Origin of the sequence: Thalassobacillus sp. B23F22_16 (assembly GCF_043496955.1) — a bacterium.
In the GTDB taxonomy this organism is placed as follows: domain Bacteria; phylum Bacillota; class Bacilli; order Bacillales; family Halobacillaceae; genus Thalassobacillus; species Thalassobacillus devorans_A.
In genome coordinates, this window is record NZ_JBIEKD010000001.1 from 402,621 (window position 1) to 426,152 (window position 23,532).

At 47.3% G+C, this 23,532-nt stretch carries 21 protein-coding genes, 1 pseudogene and 1 riboswitch; of the genes and pseudogenes, 3 read left to right on the forward strand and 19 right to left on the reverse strand.

Annotation, left to right across the window (positions count from 1 at the left end):
- Positions 1-28: 28 nt before the first annotated feature.
- From ACGTNI_RS01955 to ACGTNI_RS01965, 3 genes are read right to left on the reverse strand one after another with little or no spacing between them, the layout of a single operon-like run.
- Positions 29-1,474 carry a sodium:solute symporter family protein gene (locus ACGTNI_RS01955; RefSeq protein WP_394459627.1) on the reverse strand — a complete coding sequence of 482 codons (1,446 nt, stop codon included), beginning with the start codon at positions 1,472-1,474 and terminating at the stop codon, positions 29-31.
- A complete protein-coding gene (locus ACGTNI_RS01960) occupies positions 1,464-3,101 on the reverse strand; it encodes an amidohydrolase (protein ID WP_394459629.1) in 1,638 nt (545 codons plus the stop codon). Before ACGTNI_RS01960 ends, ACGTNI_RS01955 begins: the two co-directional genes overlap by 11 nt.
- Positions 3,098-4,462: an aminotransferase family protein gene (locus ACGTNI_RS01965; RefSeq protein ID WP_394459631.1), complete on the reverse strand. Its 1,365-nt coding sequence runs from the start codon at positions 4,460-4,462 to the stop codon at positions 3,098-3,100. The genes ACGTNI_RS01960 and ACGTNI_RS01965 overlap by 4 nt, the downstream gene beginning before the upstream one ends.
- Positions 4,463-4,909: 447 nt before the next feature.
- Between ACGTNI_RS01965 and ACGTNI_RS01970 the strand changes: the two genes are divergently transcribed.
- From ACGTNI_RS01970 to ACGTNI_RS01980, 3 genes are all read left to right on the forward strand, one after another.
- On the forward strand, positions 4,910-5,899 hold the full coding sequence (locus ACGTNI_RS01970) for an aldo/keto reductase (protein ID WP_394459633.1): 990 nt from the start codon (positions 4,910-4,912) through the stop codon (positions 5,897-5,899).
- 336 nt (positions 5,900-6,235) lie between these two features.
- Positions 6,236-7,132, forward strand: a complete 897-nt coding sequence (locus tag ACGTNI_RS01975) for a DMT family transporter (RefSeq protein WP_394459635.1) — start codon at positions 6,236-6,238, stop codon at positions 7,130-7,132.
- Between the two features lie 267 nt (positions 7,133-7,399).
- Positions 7,400-8,332, forward strand: coding sequence for a S66 peptidase family protein (locus ACGTNI_RS01980; protein WP_394459637.1), 933 nt, complete (start codon positions 7,400-7,402; stop codon positions 8,330-8,332).
- Positions 8,333-8,658: 326 nt separating this feature from the next.
- Here the strand turns inward: ACGTNI_RS01980 and ACGTNI_RS01985 are convergent.
- The 16 genes and pseudogenes from ACGTNI_RS01985 to ACGTNI_RS02060 form a co-directional block, all read right to left on the reverse strand.
- Positions 8,659-9,421: pseudogene (locus tag ACGTNI_RS01985) on the reverse strand (3-oxoacyl-ACP reductase).
- A gap of 75 nt (positions 9,422-9,496) precedes the next feature.
- Positions 9,497-9,608: riboswitch (TPP riboswitch) on the reverse strand.
- Positions 9,609-9,940: 332 nt separating this feature from the next.
- Positions 9,941-10,588, reverse strand: a complete 648-nt coding sequence (gene bluB, locus ACGTNI_RS01990) for a 5,6-dimethylbenzimidazole synthase (protein WP_394459639.1) — start codon at positions 10,586-10,588, stop codon at positions 9,941-9,943.
- A 30-nt stretch (positions 10,589-10,618) separates the two neighbouring features.
- Positions 10,619-11,128 carry a histidine phosphatase family protein gene (locus tag ACGTNI_RS01995; protein ID WP_394459641.1) on the reverse strand — a complete coding sequence of 170 codons (510 nt, stop codon included), beginning with the start codon at positions 11,126-11,128 and terminating at the stop codon, positions 10,619-10,621.
- A gap of 1 nt (position 11,129) precedes the next feature.
- Positions 11,130-11,561, reverse strand: coding sequence for a bifunctional adenosylcobinamide kinase/adenosylcobinamide-phosphate guanylyltransferase (locus ACGTNI_RS02000; RefSeq protein ID WP_394459643.1), 432 nt, complete (start codon positions 11,559-11,561; stop codon positions 11,130-11,132).
- Entirely contained in the window at positions 11,513-12,133 is a 621-nt protein-coding gene (locus ACGTNI_RS02005; protein WP_394459645.1) for a histidine phosphatase family protein, read from the reverse strand. The genes ACGTNI_RS02000 and ACGTNI_RS02005 overlap by 49 nt, the downstream gene beginning before the upstream one ends.
- Positions 12,085-12,858 (reverse strand): adenosylcobinamide-GDP ribazoletransferase, encoded by a 774-nt coding sequence (gene cobS, locus ACGTNI_RS02010; protein WP_394459647.1) that lies wholly within the window; start codon positions 12,856-12,858, stop codon positions 12,085-12,087. Before cobS ends, ACGTNI_RS02005 begins: the two co-directional genes overlap by 49 nt.
- Complete coding sequence (locus ACGTNI_RS02015; protein WP_394459649.1) at positions 12,859-13,392, reverse strand: bifunctional adenosylcobinamide kinase/adenosylcobinamide-phosphate guanylyltransferase; 534 nt, start codon at positions 13,390-13,392, stop codon at positions 12,859-12,861. It abuts the gene before it with no gap.
- Positions 13,389-14,468, reverse strand: a complete 1,080-nt coding sequence (gene cobD / locus ACGTNI_RS02020) for a threonine-phosphate decarboxylase CobD (RefSeq protein ID WP_394459651.1) — start codon at positions 14,466-14,468, stop codon at positions 13,389-13,391. The genes ACGTNI_RS02015 and cobD overlap by 4 nt, the downstream gene beginning before the upstream one ends.
- Positions 14,469-14,480: 12 nt before the next feature.
- Positions 14,481-15,434, reverse strand: a complete 954-nt coding sequence (gene cbiB, locus ACGTNI_RS02025; RefSeq protein WP_394459653.1) for an adenosylcobinamide-phosphate synthase CbiB — start codon at positions 15,432-15,434, stop codon at positions 14,481-14,483.
- Complete coding sequence (locus ACGTNI_RS02030) at positions 15,435-16,898, reverse strand: adenosylcobinamide amidohydrolase (RefSeq protein WP_394459655.1); 1,464 nt, start codon at positions 16,896-16,898, stop codon at positions 15,435-15,437. It abuts the gene before it with no gap.
- A gap of 4 nt (positions 16,899-16,902) precedes the next feature.
- Positions 16,903-17,967 carry a FecCD family ABC transporter permease gene (locus ACGTNI_RS02035; protein WP_394459657.1) on the reverse strand — a complete coding sequence of 355 codons (1,065 nt, stop codon included), beginning with the start codon at positions 17,965-17,967 and terminating at the stop codon, positions 16,903-16,905.
- Positions 17,930-18,934 (reverse strand): ABC transporter substrate-binding protein, encoded by a 1,005-nt coding sequence (locus ACGTNI_RS02040; protein ID WP_394459659.1) that lies wholly within the window; start codon positions 18,932-18,934, stop codon positions 17,930-17,932. Before ACGTNI_RS02040 ends, ACGTNI_RS02035 begins: the two co-directional genes overlap by 38 nt.
- Positions 18,935-19,016: 82 nt before the next feature.
- Positions 19,017-20,069: a nicotinate-nucleotide--dimethylbenzimidazole phosphoribosyltransferase gene (gene cobT / locus ACGTNI_RS02045; RefSeq protein WP_394459661.1), complete on the reverse strand. Its 1,053-nt coding sequence runs from the start codon at positions 20,067-20,069 to the stop codon at positions 19,017-19,019.
- On the reverse strand, positions 20,066-21,583 hold the full coding sequence (locus ACGTNI_RS02050) for a cobyric acid synthase (RefSeq protein WP_394459663.1): 1,518 nt from the start codon (positions 21,581-21,583) through the stop codon (positions 20,066-20,068). Before ACGTNI_RS02050 ends, cobT begins: the two co-directional genes overlap by 4 nt.
- Complete coding sequence (locus ACGTNI_RS02055) at positions 21,573-22,943, reverse strand: cobyrinic acid a,c-diamide synthase CobB (protein ID WP_394459665.1); 1,371 nt, start codon at positions 22,941-22,943, stop codon at positions 21,573-21,575. Before ACGTNI_RS02055 ends, ACGTNI_RS02050 begins: the two co-directional genes overlap by 11 nt.
- On the reverse strand, positions 22,940-23,479 hold the full coding sequence (locus tag ACGTNI_RS02060; protein ID WP_394459667.1) for a cob(I)yrinic acid a,c-diamide adenosyltransferase: 540 nt from the start codon (positions 23,477-23,479) through the stop codon (positions 22,940-22,942). The genes ACGTNI_RS02055 and ACGTNI_RS02060 overlap by 4 nt, the downstream gene beginning before the upstream one ends.
- Between the last annotated feature and the right edge of the window lie 53 nt (positions 23,480-23,532).

The following is a 23,532-nucleotide window of genomic DNA, read 5'->3' on the forward strand; positions in this document are numbered from 1 at the left end:
CAACGAACTGCGGCTTTTCTGTTAAGCATCAGCCTGATTTCTTCAATTCCTCATACATGGCATGCTCTTTTTCCTGAGCAGAAAGCAACGTCACTGTCATGAGTGTTACGATCGAAACCGGCAGCCCGAGGAAAACGGGGTGGAGACCAAATGGATGGCCGGCGATCTGCCAGATGAGAGCTACGACAAGCCCCGCCCACATCGCAGAAAGTCCGGCAGCTTTCGTGACTCGGCGCCAGAACAGCCCGAACAGCACAGGAGCAAGCAGTCCGGAGACAAGCATGGCGGTACCGGTGATCCACAGTGTAACGAGCTGCGGGATATAAAGTGCCAGTAACAGCGAGATGATCGATACAACGACGACGGACATTCGGCTTAACGTCAGCATCTGTTTCTGATGGACGTTTTTCAGTCGTGGTTTGACAATATCATTGACGATTGATGAGGATGCGGCAAGGAAAAACGAGTCCGCACAGGAAATGACGGTAGCCAGTAGTGCAATCAGCATCACGATCACGAGTGGAAATGGCAATACCTGCCCGATGATTTCATAATAGATCAGCGAAGGGTCGATCTCGGTCATGTTGAGACCGAACTTCCCAAGAAAACCAATAACAATGGTAATGGCCGCAGTCAGGAAACCGAGTACGATCGCAGCCCAGAATCCAGTTTTGGCTGTCTTTTCGTCTTTCGCTGCCCAAAATCGTTGCCAGAGGTCCTGTCTGACAAACTGGTAAGCTCCAATTGTCAGCATATAAACGAAAAATTCGGAGGCACTGATGTTGAAGATACTCAGCATGTTTCCGCCTTCCGCACTGCGCGCTTCATCGGCAAGGCTTCCCCAGTCTCCGATCATGAACATGATGACAATCAGGAGGAAAAATATCCCGACCGTCTGAATCGTTCCATGGATGGCGTCCTGGAGCATAACCGATTTGAGCCCGCCGAAATATGTCTTCAACGTTAACAGTACCCAGCTTATGATAATACCAGCAGTCATGCTGAGACCAGTGGTCAGCTGCAGGATCGTAGCAATAGCGACAAACTGCATCCCGGTTATTGCCGCATAGGCACAAATAATACTGATAACGGTCGGGATTCTGGCCCCTTCTCCATAACGCAAGGCGGTAAAATCGCCTAATGTGACCATGTTATATCTTTCACCTAGCAGACGAATGCGCTTCAATAAAAACGCAGCAATAACGATGGAAGTCAGTGTGAAGCCGATCGCCAGCCACTGTTGTCCCATACCGAACAGGTAACCATTCGTCATATAACCAAGTAAAATGGAACCGCCAATCGCCGTACCGACGAATGTCAATACGAGCGGCATCAGCTTCGTGGACCGGCCGGCTACATTGTAATCGTCGTAGGTTTTGACATTTCGATTCACAAATAAGGATAATCCAAATAAAAACACAAAATAAACGGCAATAATTGCAATCAATATCGTCTCTTGCTGACTACTGAACAATAGACTCACCCTTCCTTGTTTGGTTCGTGCTGTAAATGAGCTTGCCATCCGTATAAGTGCTGACGGCTTCTATCTCTAGTAATTGTTCTGCTTCCACTTCCAGCGGATTGTGCGATAAAACCATCAGATCCGCTTTGGCGCCTGGTTTAATCACTCCCAATATCTCTTCTTCACAGGAACTGTAAGCAGCGTCCGTCGTATAAGCTTTCAATGCATCCCACACACTTAGTTTTTCTTCTGCTCCGATAACTTGTCCGCTTGCGGTTTTTCTTGTTATTAACGTGTAGATCCCCGGCCATGGGTTTCCATCGGTGACAGGTAAATCTGAATTCCCAGGAGCCTTAATCCCCGCTTCCTTAAAAGATCGATGGGGAAATGCTGTCTTCATTCGCTCCTTCCCTAGCTTTTTCATATAATTATCACCGATATGGTGTAAAAACCCGATGGAGGAACCTGCCACCAGCCCTAATTTCTTCATCTGCCGGAGCTGTGTACTTGTGGGAAAGACGCAGTGCTCAATACGATTGCGCATGTGCTGGAGCGGCACAGTTTTATTGATTTGTTCATAAGACCTGATCGCAACGTCGATAGCACGATCGCCGATCGCATGGATTGCAATTCGCAGCCCGGACTCGATTCCCCGCTTCATCAATGGAGCGATTTCTTCTACGGTGTTATAAAGTATCCCGGTTTCTTCTGTATCCACATATGGTTCCGACACAGCGGCCGTCTTACCGCCGACGCTGCCATCAAGCATGAACTTCAATCCCTGGATTTTCACCTTGTCATTGCCAAAACCACTTCGCAAACCAACTTTCAATACTTCTTCTAACGAGCCGTCAAAGCCATTCTGGTCGATCGCCCACATCCACGGCCTGACCCTGACGGAGAGTTCACCCTGTTCCGCCAGGTATTGATAGAGCTGGAGGTCGGCTGTCTGGGTCGACATGCAGTGGACAGTGGTAATCCCCCAGGATGCAAACTTTTCCTGCGCCCGCTTCATTCCTTTTACCATATCTTCCTGGGTGTAGTTCGGTGTTGTGAGCAGCCCTTGGGCTTTCTCCTGAAGCAGTCCCGTCAGCCTGCCATGCTCGTCCCGCTCGATATTCCCGCCTTGCGGGTTCGGCGTATCCTCTGTTATCCCGCTTAATTCCAGTGCTTTGGAATTGGCAACTGCCATATGGGCACAGGCCCGTTTCAGTACAACCGGATGGTCCGGTGCGACTTCATCAAGATCCCAGCGGGTAGGATTGCGTTTTTCTGCCATCTTACTGTCATCCCACCCCCAGCCGAGAATCCATTCATCCTCCGGCGTGGCCTCCACTTCCTGTTTAATTTTTTCTTTGATAGCGGCAATAGACGGAATGGCCGCTGGCTTGCAATCTACTTCCAGGAGCGTTAGCCCGAAAATGGACGGGTGGATATGGCTTTCTATGAAACTGGGCATCATTGTTTTTCCTCCCAGGTCCACCACCTCAGTTCCGTCGTATATCCAGGAGAGTGCTGTCTCCTTTTCACCTGCATAGAGGACTTCCCCATTTTTCACTACGACAGCGTTTGCTGTAGGGGCAGCATCATCCATCGTCAGCACCTTGCCGTTTACAAAAATTAAATCTGCGCCACTCATTTTATACCCCCTCCTCTACCAGCCATCCGCTTTAATTGCTGTTGTACTGAAAAGATAGATTCCTTTACTTTTTCCAAAACGTCATCAAGCTGTGCTTCCGAAATAATTAATGGTGGTGCAAAACAGATGATATCGCTGTTTTCATACGTCACGCCCCGGCAAACCACCCCTCGTTCGTGCAGTTCCGCAATCACTTTTGGAGCCACATTCAATTCCTTGGAGAAGTTTTCGTTCGTACCCGGGTCTTTCACCAGTTCGATGGCACCAAGCAAACCCATGGCTCTTACTTCTCCTACAATCTCTAACTCTTCCTTTATCTGTTGAAAGCCTGCCAGCATTTTTGCGCCGATTTTCTTAGCGTTTTCTACCAGTCCCTCCCTTTCTATCAATTCGATATTTTTCAAACCAACGGCAGCGGCAGTTGGATGTCCACTGTAAGTAAAGCCATGAAATAATGTGCCCTTCGATTTCTGTTTGAGCACCTCGTGGATCGGTTCCGAGATGACGACGCCTCCTAAAGGCATGTAACCGCTGGTCACCCCTTTTGCGAAGGTCATCATGTCCGGTACCACTCCCCAGTTTTCAAGACCGAACATCGTCCCTGTCCTTCCAAAGCCAGTAATGACTTCATCAGCAATAAACGGTATTCCGTATTCATCGCACAGTTTCCTGACTTCCTGAAAATAATTCTTCGGCGGAATCAATACGCCCCCGGCTCCCTGGATCGGTTCCGCCATGAAGGCAGCGATCGTTTCCGGGCCTTCCGCTTCGAATTTTTCTCTTAATGATTGGATAGCCGCTTCGGTCGTACTTTGATAGGATGTGTTGGCATGTATGAAGTCCGTCATCATATGTCCCGCCATCTCCCAGAACTCAGGAATTCCCGTCGCACTGGTCGAGGCAGCCGCCACCCCATGGTAGCCGCGTTTCAAAGCAATGATTTTCCTCCTCTCCGGCTGTCCCTGGATTTTCCAGTAATGACGGATCAGTTTGATCGCCGTATCATTGGACTCCGACCCACCGGAGGTAAAAAACACTGTATTTAAATTGCCTGGGGAAAGTTTTGCAATCTTTTCCGCCAGACGGATGCCAGGCTCATGGGTGAACGTCGAGAACGCCGAACTGAATGCCAGCTTTTTCATCTGTTCAGCCGCTGCCTCCGCCAGTTCCGTTCTCCCATGACCGATATGGACATTCCACAGCGATGACATCGCATCGATGTACTCTTTTCCATGGTTATCTTTCAGATAAATGCCTTCTCCGCTTTCCACCAACAATTTCGATCCCTGCTCCTGTTGCTGCTGGATCGATGTCGATGGGTGCAAAAAGTGTTTTTTATCAAGTTCAATGAGCTGTTCCAAAGTTCCTGACCTCCATTTCGCTTATAAAAAAACCAGTCCTATGCCACCAAGCCGTATTGGACATACGTATCTCCAGGCATAAAACTGGTTTCTTTCTAACGGGCTGCTCTACTTTGAACCAATAGAGTCAGATTAGAATAGACAGTTTTTTAACAAGTCTTATATAGTGTTTTTCATTTTAGCAAGGTTTGGGAAGCATATCAACTGATTATTTGTAATTTTCTAATAACTGAACACAAAGATATGCTTATATAGTCCGGTTTTATCAGCGTGCTCCCCTTACAAGTGATACTTTGCGCTTTAATCATGAGATTAGAGCTTATCAATCTATCTATTAAATGTGTTCACATTAAAAAAATGCTGCCCCCATGGCAGTCCTGCCTTTTGTTTCATTTTCCATTCAGCTGGATATATACCTATAGCACGGAAACAAAAGGAGGAACAACCATGAAATCAATCGATCAAGCATTACAACATAAGGTAGGGCTGGGGACAGCTCCGTTAGGAAATATGTTCCGGGACGTACCGGAAGAAGAAGCCCGGGAAACGATCCAGAACGCATGGGATCAAGGTGTCCGCTACTTCGATACCGCTCCCTTCTATGGAGCAGGCCTCGCGGAGTTGCGACTTGGAGAAGTGTTATCCAATTACGATCGTGACGACTATCTGTTAAGCACCAAAGTGGGCCGCTATGTCACCGATGAAACAGAGGAAAAAGAAGGGTTGTTCGAAGATGCCCGCGATAATAAAGTGATCACCGATTACACCGAAGATGCCACGAAGCGTTCGATCGAGCAAAGCCTCGAGCGGTTAAAGACGGACCGATTGGACTTCGTATTTGTTCATGATGTCTCCCCAGATTTTCACGGCGATCAGTGGATCGACAAGTTCGCTGAAGCTAAAAATGGCGCCTTTCGGGTCTTGACTCAGCTCCGTGAAGAAGGAGTCATCCGCTCCTGGGGGCTTGGCGTCAATACAATCGAACCGATCGAACTTGCCATGGACCTTGAAGAAACCCAGCCGGATATGTGCCTGTCTGCAACCCAGTACACGCTCCTGCAGCATGAACGGGCCTTGCAGCGAATGATGAAAAAAGCGGAAGAAAAGAATATCGATATTGTTGTCGGCAGTCCTTATAATTCCGGCGTTCTCCTAGGCGGTGAACATTATAATTATGAAAAAGCACCACAGGAAATTATTGACCATGTGAATCAACTGAAAGAAATCGGACAACATTACGATGTTCCATTAAAAGCAGCAGCACTGCAGTTTTCCACTTCTCATCCTGCCGTAAGAGCTATCATTCCAGGATCCACACGGCCGGACCGGATCAAGGAAGACATCGAAATGATCCAGCGGGACATCCCGAACGAATTCTGGGAAACATTAGTAGATAAAGGCTTCATCTCCCCGGATGCTCCCCTTCCTAAAAAGTAATGGTTTAAGAGACAAGTGCCTGACTCCCAATGTAACGCATTGGTGGTCAGGCATTTTTTTGTATAAAGACCACCTCCTGGAGACTTTTTCCCTGTAACGGTTATTACAGTGGCTATAACAACCGTTAACCACGTATTACTGCTAGCTTACAATCTTTAAATCACTTATAATGACCGTCCACTGCAGTCATCCTTCCAATTATGGTCAGTAAACGTCCTTTAAGAATTTGAAAAACAAACGAAGACGTAAAAGATAAAATACACAGCCTTACTTTTATGCAAGGTGTGTTATAATTAGAAAATTATAACTATTCAAGAACGGAATGAAGGTGAGTACGTGAATCGTATCTGGTTTACTATTTTGCTGGTAACTACCACAAGTCTAATGGGCTCCTCTTTTGCAGTCGGAAAAATCGGATTGAATTATGTCTCTCCCCTGCTTTTGGTCGGCTTGCGTTTTTCTATCGCCGGTTTCATCATGGCAGTTAGCGTCTATCTGCTTAAAAGACAGCATCCGAAACGTGCCAAAGAGTGGGTCCAAATGGTGGTGGTCGGCTTTTTTCAAACAGCCGCCGTAATGGGAGCCATTTTCTTAAGTCTCCGGACGATTACCGCTGGAGAATCTTCCATTTTAACATTTACGAATCCCTTGCTGGTCGTGTTGTTTGGAACTATTTTTATGGGGATGAAATACCGATTAATGCAATGGGGCGGTGTCGCTGTCGGCTTCCTTGGGGTGTTTATCACACTTGGAGCTTCACTGGATATTCAGCAGCCTGGCACCCTGTTAGGTATGATGAGTGCGGTATCCTGGGCCATCGCTACGCTGCTGATGAAAAAGTGGGGCCAGGCGTTTGATACCTGGGTTTTGACCGCTTACCAGATGCTGTTTGGCGGGATCATCCTGTTAGCGGGCAGCGCCTTAATGGAACAGTCTACATTTGTCGTGACTCCCCTATCGATCTTCATTCTGATATGGCTGGCTATCATGGCCTCGATCGTCCAATTTGCGATTTGGTTCTATTTATTGAAACGGGAAGACCCCGGCAAAGTGAGCGCCTTTTTATTCCTGGCGCCATTATTCGGCGTCATCTTCGGCTGGCTGCTATTAAATGAACAACTTCACTTTTCTACATTGATAGGAGGAAGCCTCATTTTAGCAGGAATCTACTTTGTCAATCGACCAGCCAAACAAGTAAGTACCCGTCTCGCCGCTGGTCCCTCACAGCTTTAGCAAATAAGCACCTGCCCCCCGCTAACAACCGGAGGACAGGTGCTCTTTAAATTGTTCAGGTATTCGAGTTAAGCTCTTTTAAGGAAGCATGAAAATTTTAAAAATCATTCACCTGCTTATTTGCACACTGACGAAACTCCCCAGCAACCGTAGTTCGGCCTCTCCGATCCCTTCCTATCTTCCATTAAGATAAAGTCCCGTTAATTTTTAGTAAGTTTAAATCATAAAATATTAATAGCTATATGATTCCGGAGAGGAGTTTTTTCTATGCCCATATTGCCTTATGCATTACAGCGTGGGGATACAATCGGTATTGTTACATTGGGAAGCCCGCCAGAAAGGGATGAAGTCGAGACTGGAATAGCAATGTTAGAAGATATGGGGTTTAAAACAATTCTTGGCCAAAGCGTTTACGCCCGAAATGGCTTTATAGCAGGAACAGCTCAGGATCGTGCGGCAGATCTAATGAGTATGTTTACCAATCCTCAGGTAAAGATGATCTTGCCGTCACGGGGAGGGGTTGGAGTTGCAGGAATTCTCCCCTATCTTGACTACCCGCTTATACAGCGAAACCCTAAAATCCTAAGCGGGTACAGTGACATTACGGTACTATTAAATACGTTGTACCAATTTACCAGCATGACCACATTCCAGAGCCTTTTGCTCGTGGATTTTAATGCAAGCACTCCCGAGTATAATTTCAATCAATTTTTTACTGCTGTTACCAATACTGCACCAATGAGGCAAATATTAAACCCTCCAGACATGCCGTTAAACAGCAAAAATGCCGGGAATGTCACCGGTCCGATTGTCGGAGGAAATCTCACGTCATTACTTGGTACGCTTGGTACTCCTTTTGAAATAGATACACGGGGAAAAATACTGCTCATCGAAGATACACATGAACCCATTAACACCATCTACCGATATATAGAACATTTAAGAATGGCTGGGAAGTTCCGGGATTGTATCGGTATCGTTATGGGAGAATGTACAGAATGTCAGGAATCTTATGGGAAAACGTACGAAGACCTGATCAACGAATTTATCGTACCATTAAATAAACCGCTTATGACTAATCTTGCTACAGCACACGGGACATATAAAGCTGCCATTCCAATAGGGGCTACGGTTAACTTGAACACATTCAATAATACGCTAACAATCCTCGAACCCACTACGCTTCCATCTTTCATTTGATAGCACAGGGCTATTATCATTTCTATAAGGGTGGTTAATAGCTTTAGTCGTGTTGTATGTGCCACAGTCATAATTCTGTCCAAATCACAAAAATCCTGAATTTCCTTCTTCTTAAATAAATACGTTACTTTCTTCTTATAATCATAAACTCCTTCCATACTAGGTATCTAGCTGGAAGGAGTCTATCTCTTTTATTCTTCTATCATGAGAACCAATATGGGATCAACAGGCTCCTGGTACATGCCGCTCCGCCCACACTAAATATCCGGGGATTTTGTCTCCCCCTATTATTGATAAGCACTCATTATGTTGGAGAAGTATCGATCTTAATCCATTACCAACCCGCCATCTACGACAAGATTTTGACCGGTAACCGCTCTGGCCCAAGGCGATGCAAAAAACAATACAGCATCCGCCAGTTCCTGGGGGCTGGTCGCTTTCTGGAGCGGTGTCACCAGCTCAACCACTCCGAATACTTCTTCTGTCGTCACACGGCTGGCATCTGTTTCTTTCAATAACCCCCCGGAAACCATATTGACGGTTATCCCATACTGCCCTAATTCCTTGGCCATATTTCGTGTGAAACCCAATAAAGCGGCCTTCCCTGTTGTATACTCATGATAAGCAACTACAGGGTTTTGCAGCAGGTTGGTACCGATGTTGATGATTCGTCCAAACCCAAGTTCCTTCATATAAGCCAGACCGGCCTGCACGGCGTTCAACCGATCCTTTTACTGTGCCTTCGATTTGAGTCTGGAAGTTGTCCCATTCTAACTCCGCTGCATTCTTCTGGGCCTTCGGATCAAAACGGAAATCGACCAGGGCATTATTGATAATGGTGGATAATGGCGTGCCAAAATGACTTACCGCACGATCGACCATTTCGTCAACCTGATTCTTATCCCTGATATCTGCCTGTACAGCGATTGCTTTATCTCCTAAACGATCGACGAGCGCTTCTGCTTTCTGTTTACTTTTAAAATAGTTAATAATGACATTTGCACCCTCATTCGCAAACGCTTCGGCAATTGCAGCCCCTAATCCCCTGCTTGCTCCGGTAATCAGAACCGTCTGTTCATTCAATTGCATCATTACTCCTCCATCCTATTTGAGGGGCTATAAAAACACAAAAAACCACGCCCATAGGACCTGGTTATAGTAGCTTAAACTCACAAACTACTTCCCTACGCTGGTATGATCCAGATCAGGTCCTGAGGGTCAAAAAGTTTGTTCGCTTTTTTCTCAGCCTGCTACACAGGCTCCCCTAGTAGATTCTAATATTATTTACTTTCCACATTCATTGTAATAGCTCCATCCTAGTCCATCAAATCCAATTATTCCCTAATAAAGAAGTGCCTGACCCAGGAGAGGAGCAGGCATTGAATTCGTGCGTTTTTATGAGACACATTACTTATAAATGAGACAACAGCTATACTAAGGTAGACAATATCAACTATTTATTAGACAAATTCAAATTTAAATTAGACAAAATGGCAAATATATTAGACATTCTTCATCGTTTACTAGAAAAAAATTTCTTAAAAGAGACAATTATAAAGGGATAACTCTTTCCCACTAACATATGTTATTACCTTAGCAGCCAGGTTCTTACGATGATTTCCTGCCCCACTGATCTTCAAAAATAAGGTTATCCAAGTCTGATCTTTTTTCCCAGTCCGCTTTTTCTAAAATAGGCTTGTCTGGATACGTATCCGTGTAACCTACCGAAAGAAGTGCGAGTGGGTCCACGTGCGGCGGTATATCGAGAATATCACGAACATCATTCTTTTTATAAAAACTCACCCAGCCCATGGCCAGGCCTTCCGCACACGCTGCCAGCCACATGTTCTGTATCGAACACGCTGTCGATAAGGCATCGGTTTCCGGAATAGAATTACGGCCTAATACATGTGAACCTCCTCTGGTGGGGTCACATGTCACACAAATCGTCAGAGGGGCTTCCTTTAAACCTTCGACTTTCAGACTGAGGAATTTAGTCTCTCTTTCCCCTTCATAATGAATGGCTAGTGCCCGTCTTTCCTTATCGGCCGCCCAGGCTAACTGTTCTTTGATTTCAGATGACGATATTAAAATATAACTCCATGGCTGCATAAACCCTACCGATGGTGCATGGTGAGCTGCTTCAAGAATTCGTTGAATGACATCTTCTTCTATAGGTTTGGGTAAAAAACTTCGAATATCTCTTCGAGTATAAATAACTTTATAGATTGCATCCCGTTCTTCTTTCGAAAACATCGCTCTCCCCCTTAACCTGAAAATAGATAGTTATAATGTAATATATATGAAACTACCATTGGAAACAAGCTCACCGGCTGATGTACACTTCTTGTCCAGCACCTTCTCCAGCTGCTGGATCACTAATCCATGCGTCACCACAACAATAGCGTCATCTCTATAAGCATGACAGAGGGCCTTCCACTCGCTATTAACCTGTTTTTCCAACTTATGCATTGCCATGTCATACCATTTCCTGAATGCTTGATTATGGATTAAACTTTCCCGGGGTTGACCATTCCAATGGCCATAATCAAGTTCTGTAAAAAGAGGCGAAACGAAATGGGGGACCCCCATACAGTCAGAAAGGATATGAGCTGATTCCCTTGCCCGCTGTAATGGACTGCTGAGAATCACGTCCCACGTTTCCACCGCTAACTGTTCTGCACATTGACGGGTTTGCCGGATTCCTGTTTCATTAAGTGATGTCGCTGTATGCCCTTGCAGTTTTCCTTCTGTATTCCAGTCTGTTTCTCCATGCCTGACAAAACAAACTCTCATCTTATTTCAACTGCCTCGACAGGCCATGCCAGCAATAATGAACAGATTCCGCTTTCTCTGCCGCTACCTGCAGTACCCACCCCGATAAGTCTCGCCAGGCCCGGTCATCCTTGTCCAAGGGGACAACACCACGGCCCATTTCAAGCATAATCAAAATAACCGGCTGCTGGGTCCGTTTTTCGACGTGCTGCATTTCTGACAATATCGATTCGAAATGTTTTCTCACGGATTCCAACTCGCCGGCTTTCTTCCATTCCTCTCGTATCCACACTTCCCATCCTTCGATTACGAAAGGCGAGTCAGCGGTGTTATCGATTAACTTCCATTGGTCCAATGGCTGGTTTTCATATGCGGAAAGCCACTGACAATCAGAAAACTCTTCATTCACAAACTTTCTTTTCCCACTATAGGCACCACCGACCACGAGCTGCATTTCCAGTCACCTCCATCCTGTTTGAAAACCATACGAATCCCGCCCCCGTTGGGGATTTTTGTAGCTGTAAAAGTTAAACCCGGAATAAAACCGTTCATGATTTCACGAATAATACCACCATGAGTGACTACTAACACGTTTCTACTATTATTAATTGCCAGTAATTCTATTAGAAATGAACGGACTCGCCTTCTGAACGAAGGATAGTCTTCCCCATTAGGCGGGGACGATGTCTGCCACTGTGAAATCCAGTGTTGATAACGAAGGTCGTTCTGGAGTTCCTGATGCGTATAACCTTCCCAATCACCAAAATTCATTTCACGCAGGTTCGGATCGGCACATGCTGGCTTATTTGGAACAAGGTATTCGGCCGTTTCCATGCATCGTCTCAGGTCACTCGTAAAAATCTGATCAAACGACAGGGCCGATAATTGCTGCTTCAATAATCGAGAATCATGCAGAAGTTCCGGCAGTATTGGCTCATCCGAGTGTCCGAGATAACGCTTTTCTATGTTCCATTGCGTCATCCCGTGACGAATAAAATAAATAGATACAACATCAAAAGTCCCCATAGCTCTCCTCCTTCAATTGCAGTGCCTAGCATATCGCCATTGATTCCCTCGAATTTGTTAATAAACCATCTCCGTAGGAAATAGAAAAATAATCCATAACCAGCCAGAAGCAGCCAGGCCTGCGGAACAATCACGACGATTACAACAATCGGTATAAGACCAATGAGAACATCCACAGTCGACAGGTGTTCCTGCCACGTGCAGGCAAGACCTTCCCGTTTGATCGTCGGGGTCGTTCGTAACAGGAGAATGGCCAGGTACCTGCTGCAGGCCGGTATCAGTACGAACATCCCGGCAGCCAGTTGTACATCGATAGTACTAGCGGTCAGCAGGCCATAAATGAGCGCCAGTTTCCATAACAGATAAAAAATCGCAGTCAGCATCGCGAAGCTTCCGACGTGGGGGTCTTTCATAATTGCCAGCTTCTTTTCGACGGGTGCATTCGAGCCGGCAGCATCCGCCACATCCATCAACCCGTCCAGGTGGAGCCCTCCAGTCAGCGCCGTCCAAATAGAAAGCAGCATAAGGGCCGTAAACCATGCCGGCAGCCAGCCACCTATAAGAGCATAAACCGCAACTACCAGGATACCCAGGATAAACCCTACTAAACTGAAAGACTTTAATGCACCCTTTAAGACGGCTTTTTCCCAAGGAACGGACACGGGCATAGGAATACGGGTCAAAAATTGCAGAGCAAGTACCAGCCCATAGCTTAAAGCTTTCATTCAACCATCCTTCCATTTCACAGGAAGACCGGCAATCACCTGATAGACTTCCTTTGAGCTTGCAATGATATGCTGGTGCAGCTTCGCCAGCATGTAAATATAGGCAGCAACACTGCGTGAACTCGCCGGCACTCCTTCATTAATGTCATTGGACACCACATACAGGTTCAATTGCCGTCCCCTGGCCGCCTGGAGCCAGCCGCTCACTTCCTGGATGATGGTCTCCCAGTCTGCCTGGTCGATATAAAGTCTGTTACCCAGCCATACTGTCAGGCAATCAATCAGTACGGTACTTTCTTTTTGTATTTCTTGTAAACTATCTTTTATATGTATCGGAGCCTCGATGGTCTGCCATTCTTCTTCCCGATCGTTGCGATGGCGGGCAATCCGTGCCTTCATTTCTTCATCAGATGGCAAGGAAGTTGCGATGTAATACAAATTTCCAACCTTATGTTTGTGATAGCTTTCCAGTGCCAGCTTTTCTGCAAAACTGCTTTTTCCCGAACGAGCACCACCGGAAATGAAAGTGATCACGATGCTTCCCTCCATTTCCTCAGTACGTAAAGAAGGTAATCATTTTCTTCCGCACTCCTGACAGCAAACCTCAGGTAACGGCCATACAGGCCTTTGAAATTGTCTGTATGCCTGGGAACGATGTTATTTGCTACTAAAAACCCGAACAGCTTCTCTGTTTCGTCCGGTCTGTTACCGTCCTTCAGTAAATAGAAATTAACGCTTGATACGGTATGTAAAAAACCAAGAGCTGACAGGTGATCCGCAAGTTTCTCACACTCCCCCTTCAGCCAGTCTTTCGTCTTTGCCATAAAGGTTTCATCAGACAGCAGTGCTGGTAATAAGCCCGCTGTTATCCCATTGACGCTCCATGGCGGCTGCTTTTTCTGCAGTTTCTGGATCCAGCCACCTCCAGCCATGATATAGCCTGCCCGCAGGCCGGGTATGGCAAAAATCTTTGTTAACGACCGAAGGACAATCAGGTTAGGATAGAGAGTGAGCAGATTCTTAACGAAAAGCTCCGTTTCAAAAAGAAAATGCACAAATGCTTCATCTATGACAATCGTCGTGTCCGTCTCCAATCCGAGTTTTAGTAAATATTCCAACTCTGTAAAAGACAAAAACGTTCCCGTCGGATTATTCGGACGGCATAGGAATACGACATCCACACCAGGCACTACCTGCGCCATCGCTTCCACTGGAAACTGAAACGACTGATTTAACCGGAGTTGTGTAATCTCCAAGTCGAATGCATGACAGGCCCTCTCATATTCAGAAAAAGTCGGATCGATTATCAAGGCTTTTTTGCCATGAAATAACTGGGCGATTAGAAAAATGGCTTCCGCTCCTCCATTGGTCAAAAGCAGCTGTTCCGCACTCATCCCTTCTTGTCTGGAAAGAGCAGCGTACGCCTCTTTATATTCCGGGTCTGGATAGTTCGCTATTTCCTTCATCAGCCGGGGAAGCTGCTCGGCCAGCCAGGCCGGCGGACCAATAGGATTAATATTGGCACTGAAATCATAGACTTTCCCTTCCGCTTCCATGCCAATAGAAGCGGCAATACGGCCAGGCTGTCCCCCGTGTGCAGGTAATACCATAACGTTTCCTCCTTAATTTACGATTAACCATCCGCTTAAAAATAGAATAAATACCAGCCAGCCGCCATGCATGATGGTAATCGACTGGGCAATATGTTCTGTTTTCAGTTCTGTTAGTGGGTTACCGATTTTGCTACGATTGGATACGACTCCTTTATAAGTATTGACACCGCCAAGCTGGACACCGAGCAAACCTGCGGTCATCGCCTCCGGCCAGCCACTGTTCGGACTTGGGTGCTTGCTGGCATCACGTAATGTGACCCGCCAGGCATTCCCTTTCTTCCGGGTGGGGTAAAACCAGGCAGCTAGCCACATACAAACAGCCGTCATCCTTGCAGGTATCCAGTTGACCAAGTCATCAAAGCGCGCAGAAGCAAACCCGAATGCTTCATATCGCTCATTTTTATACCCGACCATGGAATCGAGTGTGTTTACGGCCCGGTAGACCATGGCAAGCGGGGCTCCCCCGATCAGCGCCCAGAATATCGGAGCGGTAATGCCATCCACTGTATTCTCTGCAACCGTTTCAACTGTTCCACGAACAATTTCCGACTCGTCTAACGCTTCCGTATCGCGGCCAACGATATAGCTGAGTTTCTTCCGTGCCAAAGGAAGGTCGCCTTCACGTAAAGGGTTACCTACTTCTTCACCTGCCTGCTGTAAGCCTTTGATCGCTATCGTAGAGGAGATTAAGTATACCTCCAGCGCCGCTCCTGCCCAGAAAGAAACCCGTCCAGCCAGGTATACAACCATGCCAATTGAAATATAGGTTATAACAGTAACAGCCCCAAGCAGCAGGAAACCCTTCGCCCTTCGGTGCTTTTCCTTGTTCCATTTTTTATCCATAAAAGCAATCATTTTTCCTATGATGACTACCGGATGAGGGAAAAATTTCGGATCACCGATAACTAACTCGAGTACAATCGCAGCCAGGATAAGATACAGGTGATATTCCAAGAAACCCATCTACTTGTCCGTCCTCTGTCGATAGTTTTCGATCGCTTCGGTGACAGCACGGTAGACACTTTGTCCAATCGCTTTTCCTACTCTGGTTCCGGAGCCTGCATACGGGCTTGATTCTCCCTGTTGGGTTGCAGCAATAGCGATGCTGTCGGTTGATGTGCCAGTGGCAATGGTCTTTGTAGACGGGTCTGCAACCTGCATGTCCGCCAGTGCCTTCGTTTTTGCTTCGGTTGCGGACTGGACAGCATTGACGAATGCACCATCCGTCAAATGGGCATCAAGAAACACCATGATATTAATGGTACCGACTTGCCATTCTTCCTCTGCCGGGTGATTTTCTGTAATATCTACTGCATTGCCGACACCGGCGGTAACGACCGTGAAAACAGGCATGTCCATTATTCTCTCTCTTACGAACGCCTGATCCGCAAGCTTGACTGCCGTCATCATCCCCAATGTGTCACCGGCAGGAATGTTCGCTTCCTCCAGCCAGCCGAGTACATCGGCGGCAGGGTCCTGACAATCGTAGTTTTTTGGCACGTGAAAATTACAAAAATGGCTGTGCCACTGCAACCCTCCCCCTGAAACCGCGTTGGATAGCACCCGGAGCGGACGAGGGAAGGCAATATGAATGTACTTCTCATTTTGCTCCACCTCAGCCTCCAAGGCATGAAGATTCGGATCCTGCATTTCTTCAGGAGCGACGAGCATCTGGGGTTTTGCAAGCGTAGGATGGCTATGATGCTTGATATCAACCCCATATACTTTTTGCAATAAAGCTTCATTTTTTAATACAGAGAGATTACCCTTTTTCACCAGCCGTCCTTGAAGAAGCGCAGCAAACTTGTCAGCAAACAAAGCTGCCGTGTTCAGATCATGGAGGATGGCGACAATTGTCATCTGGCGATTTTTCTGGTGCTCTTTCAAGTGCTGCAGCATATCGACCGTGTGTTTGACGTCCAAATGGTTGGTCGGCTCATCTAAAAACAGGATTCTAGGCTCCTGGGCCAGCGCTTTGGCCATCAGTACGCGCTGCTTTTCCCCGCCGCTCAGCCACTTGAACGGCTTGTTTCGATAATGATAAACTTCCGTCTGCTTCATCACTTCGGAAACGACTTCCTTGTCCCTGGGAGAAATATGCTTGATCAACCCTTTCTGATGCGGGTAGCGCCCAAGCATGACAATTTCCCCCACAGAAAAATCAAATTCCACATGCGAACTTTGGGACAGAACCGCCATGATTTCGGCTTTTTTTCTGGAGGAGTACGATTGAATCGTTTTTCCAGATACATGTATGCTCCCATCGGAAGGCTCTAATGCTCCCGTCATCAGCCTCAGCAGCGTCGTTTTTCCACTGCCATTCGGCCCAATCAATGCAAAGAAATCCCCTTCTTCTATCGTCAGGTTAATATCTTTCAGGATATCTTCCTTCTGGTAACCGCCTGACAGGCTGTTCACTTCTATCATGTCTTCACCCCTTTTTCATCCGTTCACGAACCAGTAACACAGCAAATATCGGCGCGCCAATCAAAGCGGTAATGACACCAATCGGCAGTTCCTTCGGTGCGATAATCGACCTCGAAATTAAATCAGCCAGGACAAGAAATCCACCTCCTGTCAGCATCGATAACGGCAGGACATGCTTATGATCCGGACCCGTGATCAGTCGGACAAAGTGCGGAATCACAAGGCCGACGAATCCTATTGAACCCGAAACAGCCACAGATGCACCCGTCAGTAACGATGCTCCCACTAAAACAAGCACCTTTCCACCCTGGACATTCACTCCGAGGTGACTGGCTGATTCCTCCCCCAGTGCAAAAGCATTCAGGTCATGCGTGCGTGACAACAGGAGAATGACACCCACGATGAAGAACGGAACGATCAGCTGTACGTGACTCCACCCTCTCATGCCGATGTTTCCCATCAGCCAGTAAAGAATCTGGCGCATATCCTCTCTGTCGCTGAGTGCGATAATCAGGGAGATGACTGCACCGATGAAGGCGCTGATAATGATCCCAGCAAGGATGATCGTCTCAATATTCAAATCACGGCTGGAGAGCCTGGTGATAATAAAAACGATCATCATCGTGATGAACCCGCCTAGTATAGCAACGACAGGTAGAGTATAGCTCCCCAGAAAAGCGATGGAGATTTGAAAATAAAGTACGGCAACTGCCCCAAGTGCCGCTCCTGACGAAACACCGATCGTGTACGGGTCGGCCAGCGGATTTCTTAAGAGTCCCTGGAAAGATGCGCCGGCAATCGATAACGAAGCTCCGACGAATAACGCCAGCAACACCCGGGGAAAACGTATTTCCCATATGATGACCTCGATATTACTGGCTGCCTCATGCCCGAAGATGTCACTCCCGAACATTTCCTCTGCCAGCACGTCCAGAACAGCAGTCAAAGGAAAAGATACACTGCTGACAAATAAACCAAGAAGGGCTGCACTAAGTACAAACCCTCCACTGAATATATACATCCATACTGTTTTATTCACTGAAAACTTCCGGGTAAATGAGTTCTCCAAGTCTCTCCACTCCATCGATTAAACGTGGGCCGGGTCTTGTAACGGTGTCATTGTCGACATCAAAAACCTGCTCGTCTTCAACCGCAGGCACTTCACTCCACCCCTCGCGTTCCAGCACCTGATTTTCTGGGTTGTCAACATAATAACCATAGGTCGTAATGATTACTTCGGGATCTAAGTTTACTGCTTCTTCTTCTGTAAACTTGACCCATCCTTCTTCCTCTTTGGCTGCGTTTTCTGCGTTGATCGCTTCCAGCATTTCGTGCATGAACGTCCCTGAACCAGTTGTGAAAATATCAGGGGCAGGCGCGACTTCGACCCAAACCTTTTTCTTCTCTTCCACTTGTTGTGCTGTTTTTTTCACATCAGCTAAGCGTGTTTCCATATCTTCTATGAGTGCAGTCGCCTCGTCTGAACTTCCTGTTGCTTTTCCAACAAGTTGAATATTGTCATACACGCCATCGAATGAATTAGCATCATCAACGACCACAACATCGATGCCAGCTTCCTCAAATTGCTCGAGTACGGCGGCATGATTTTCATGGTGGAAGGTGGTTACCAGCACCATATCCGGCATCAGTGACAGAATCTTTTCGACATTCATTTCCTGGCCGCCGACCTTTTCAATGTCTTCTGTTTCTGCCGGGTAATTACAGTAATCCGAGACACCGATCATTTTCTCTCCCTGACCGAGTGCAAAAGCGATTTCCGTGTTACTGGCCTGTACTGAAACAATCGTTTCCGGTTCTGACTCTATTTCCACCTGCTCGCCCGACCCATCTTCCACGGTCACCGGGAAGGAGTCCCCAGAAGCTTCCCCTTGCGTTTCTTCACTTTGGTCTGCTGGTTCATTCGTACTTTCCTTGCCTTCGTTTCCTTCTTCTGACACCCCGCATCCGACCATCAGAGCGAACAGGACTGCCAGCAGTATAGAAAATAACGATATTTTCGCTTTACTTGCCATCATTTTTCACATACTTCCTTTCTATTTATCAACCACGGTTTGTTCTTTTCAATAATCCACCTCATTTTAATAGGCCTTTTCGTGGTCACTTGTTCGTAACGCTGGCCTCATCGAAGGTAGCCATTTCATTCCGCATTCTTACTGCCGCTTCCAGCACCGGAAAGGCAAGGGCCGCACCTGTCCCTTCACCAAGCTTCAGCCCTAGATGCAATAACGGATTGGACCCGATGTCCGCCAAAGCTATTTTATGGCCTGGTTCTTGTGATACGTGCCCCGCAAACAGATAATCTTTTATGTACGGGTTAAGCCTGACAGCGATCATGGCACCGGATGTACAGATAAATCCATCCATAATCACAGGAATTCTGGCTTGTGCAGCTGCCAGAATCGCCCCTGATATGGCGGCAATTTCATAGCCGCCCAGCTTTTTGAGCACATCTAAAGGATTTTCAGGGTTTGGGTCGCGAAGCCTGATCGCTTCTCCAATGATCCTGCTTTTATGCAGCTTTTTCTCTGCTGAAATGCCTGTTCCATGACCAACCGTCTGCTCCACGCTGCAGCCTGTAAGTACAGCCACAAGGGCACTGGCAGCTGTTGTGTTTCCGATACCCATCTCACCTAATATGAGGCATTTTATTCCCCGGGCAATCATCGTGGTCGCTGACTCAGCACCTGCCAATATCGCCGCTTCCATTTGTGTTTCAGTCATGGCATCCGTTTTTAAAAAATTCGCTGTGCCAGCAGCTATTTTTCTTGAAACGAGACGATCATCGTCTATCTCACCGGCAGCACCGACATCGACTACCTGTAGGGATGCACCAATTTGCCGGGCAAAGACATTGATCGCTGCCCCGCCATCAAGAAAATTCCTGATCATCTGGATGGTGACTTCCTGCGGAAAAGCAGAAACCCCCTCTTCCACAATGCCGTGATCACCGGCAAACACCAGGATTCCCGGCGGGGACACCTCTGGTGCTCCCTGATCAGTGATGCCGGCAAGCTGTTTAGCGATTTCCTCCAGCCTCCCCAGGCTTCCCGGCGGTTTTGTCAACGTGTCCAGGTAATGGGCAGTTTCAGTGATTCTTTCCTTGCTTACTGGTTTGACTGATTGGATGATTCCCTGCAGTTGTTTATTCATTTTACTCCCCCGACTGTTTCATAAGTAGATAGTCGTTCATAAAGCTTCGGTATATCAATAGCCTTGCGGACATGCGCTGCCAACCGTTCGAATTCCTGTTCCTGAAAATGCTGGACTGAGGTCGATGACTGAAGTGGCTCCAGCCCTTTTTTTATTCGGAGCGAATTCAAGAAATCTCTCCGAAAGATGTCGTTATGGAAGATCCCATGGAAATAAGTGCCGATTACGTTGTTGTTTCTTGCGCCATCTGTCTGTCCGTCATCCATGGTAATGAAATTACTTACAGTATCCTCGGCAACCGTTGTTCCCATGTGGATTTCATATCCTTTTACAGGAATGTTATGGGCCCTCCATTTCACGATCCCACTTGATCGGACCGTCTTTTTGTGTCTGGAAAGAGTCGTTTCAATCGGCAACAAGTTAAGCCCCTGGACTTCCTCAAGATTGGTCTCCACCTGATAAGGATCTCTTACTTTGTTTCCGAGCATTTGATACCCGCCGCAAATACCAACCACGATAGCTCCTAGTTCCCGGGCTAAGGTGATAGCCTTGTCCAGCCTTTTGTCTTGCACATAGATAAGATCCTCGATCGTATTCTTGCTTCCAGGCATAATGATGACATTCGGCCGCTTCAGCTCCCCTGCTTCTTTTACAAAACGAACATGACAATCCTGTTCAAACAGGAACGGGTCAATGTCGGTAAAATTAGAAATCTTCGGGTATTCAATGACAGCAATGTCAATCGGTTTGTCCGTGTTCCTGCTCCTCGTATAACGGCTTAGGCTTAACGAATCCTCCGCCTCGATTTGAAGGTCATGGATATGAGGAATGACACCAAGCACCGGTTTTCCAGTATACGCTTCAAACCACTCCAACCCTGGATCCAGCAGCTTTTTGTCGCCCCGGAACTTATTGATGACAACCCCAATTACACGGTCGCGTTCTCGTTCCGGCAAAAGCTGGAGCGTTCCAACGAGACTGGCGAACACCCCGCCTTTATCAATGTCTCCCACTAATATGACCGGTGCGTCGGCCATTTTTGCAACGCTCATATTCACAAGCTCCCGGTCATTCAGGTTGACCTCAGCCGGACTGCCGGCCCCCTCGATGACAATCCGGTCATACTTGCCAGCAAGCCGGTGGTATGCCTCTGTGATTATTTGTTTGGCAGTATCATAGTATTCCGAGCGGTAGGCGCTTGCCTTCATGTTTGACACCGGCTTACCATGAACGACAATCTGTGCATCGTTATCCCGGTTCGGCTTGATCAGAACAGGATTCATATCCGTGGTTGCCGTGATCCCAGCCGCTTCCGCCTGGACGCCCTGAGCCCGTCCAATTTCTTTTCCATCGACGGTTATGTAGGAATTGAGCGCCATGTTCTGCGACTTGAACGGAGCCGTCCGCCAGCCATCTTCCGTGAAAATCCGGCACAGGGCAGTGACGAGGATGCTTTTTCCTGCATCGGAATGGGTTCCCTGGATCATGACCGGCATTGCTTTTTCACTCCTCATTCCGCTGCTCCTTGCAAAGACGCAAAAAGTTCTCCAGTACATCGGGGTTAGAGGCAAAATGGATGTGTGTATAACCGGCAACCACATTTTTATAAAGAGATCCTTCCTCACCCGTTCCGAACCTGCTCTTCACCCGATAAGCTCCAGGCAGCTCACCTGTTGGTGTAAAAATGGAATAATGGAACTCATGTCCACGTACTTCCATACCGTCGTTGAAAAGATAGTTGTTTGGTAGTCCAGAGATTTCCCGGTATCCAAGGGCTGCTAGTTTCGTCTGCATTTCCGTCTTACCAGGTAGCACCCCTGCCATCGGGTAGGTGTTCCCATCAATCGTCGTGATCGACTCAGACAAATACATCAATCCTCCGCATTCTGCCAATACAGGAAGACCATTTTCAATTGCCTCCCTAACGGACTGCCTGACTGCTCGGTTTTCCGCCAGCTGCTCAGCAAATTGCTCCGGGAATCCGCCCCCTAAATAAACACCATCCGCTTCAGGAGGAAGCACCTCTCCTTTTAAAGGAGAAAAATAAACAACCTGAGCTCCATATGCTTCCATTAAGTCCAGATTTTCTTGATAATAGAAGTTGAAGGCCTCATCCCGTGCTACGGCTACGGTTACATCGATTGCGCCTCTACGCTGAAACATAGAGGGCTCAGCTTTCAGGGCTGGCTGTTCACTGATCTGATAGATTTGCTCTATGTCTACCGTCTCCGCAACCACATCTCCAAGCTGGTCCAGCTGCTCATCCAGTTCCCCGCGCTCGATGGAAGGCACCAGCCCTAAGTGCCGCTCCGGCATCTCGATGCTTTTATCTTTCAACAGATATCCACAGACTGGAATGCCGCATTCCTGTTCCACCGCTTCTTTTATCAGCTGATAATGCCCCTCACTTCCGACCTTATTCGCAATCACTCCGGCAATAGTAACGCCAGGATCCAGTAACTGAAAACCTTTTACGATAGCAGCAGCACTCCGGGCCATCGCTGAGCAGTCGACAATCAGAATCGTCGGAGCACCAAGCAGGGTACTGATTTCTGCCGTGGAACCCTGATTGGATGTTGGCGATTTGCCGTCATAAAACCCCATGACTCCCTCGATGATCGAAAGGTCTGCCCCTTCACTTCCTTTGACAAATACTTCTTTCATCACATCTTCCGGGAGCATCCAGCTATCGAGGTTACGAGAGGGACGGCCGGTTACGGCGGTATGGTAGGAAGGGTCTATGTAATCAGGACCGCACTTGAACCCCTGAACGGTGAGCCCCTTTTTGATTAACGCAGCCATTAACCCGATTGCGATACTCGTCTTGCCAGCGCCACTGGATACACCTGCAACTACGACACGACGGGCAGTCAAAACTCAACACCACGGACGGCAGGAATGCCTTCATCATAATAATGTTTTTCCACATCAATGACCGATACAAGATCAGCTGCATTCTTTACTTCCTGGAGCGCACTTCTGCCAGTAATCACGAGGTGGACATGCTCCGGTTTGTTGTTGATCAGTTCAATCACTTCTTCAAGCGGCAGTACATCATCAACTGGAAACGAATCAATCGCAAGCGCATTGTTCAGTTCATCCAGAATCACGATATCATACTCCCCGGACAGCACCGTTTCCTTGGCAAGAGCCCACGCTTTTTTTAATGCTTCCCGGTGGATTTCCGGTGTCTTTGTCCAGGTGAACCCTTCACCCAGCTGAATGATCTCAGCACCCAGTTTCAACAGGGATTTCCTTTCACCATAAGGCCGCTTTGGTGACTTGATGAATTGCAGCATTTTCACCTTTTTGTCATGGCCTAATGCCCGGACAGCAAGCCCGGTTGCAGCCGTCGTCTTCCCTTTTCCATCACCGGTAAAAACCAATGTCAACCCCTGCTTTTTTTGCATTCTATCTCCTCCTCAGTATTTACAAGTGCAATTAGAAAAACTTGGCTTATCGC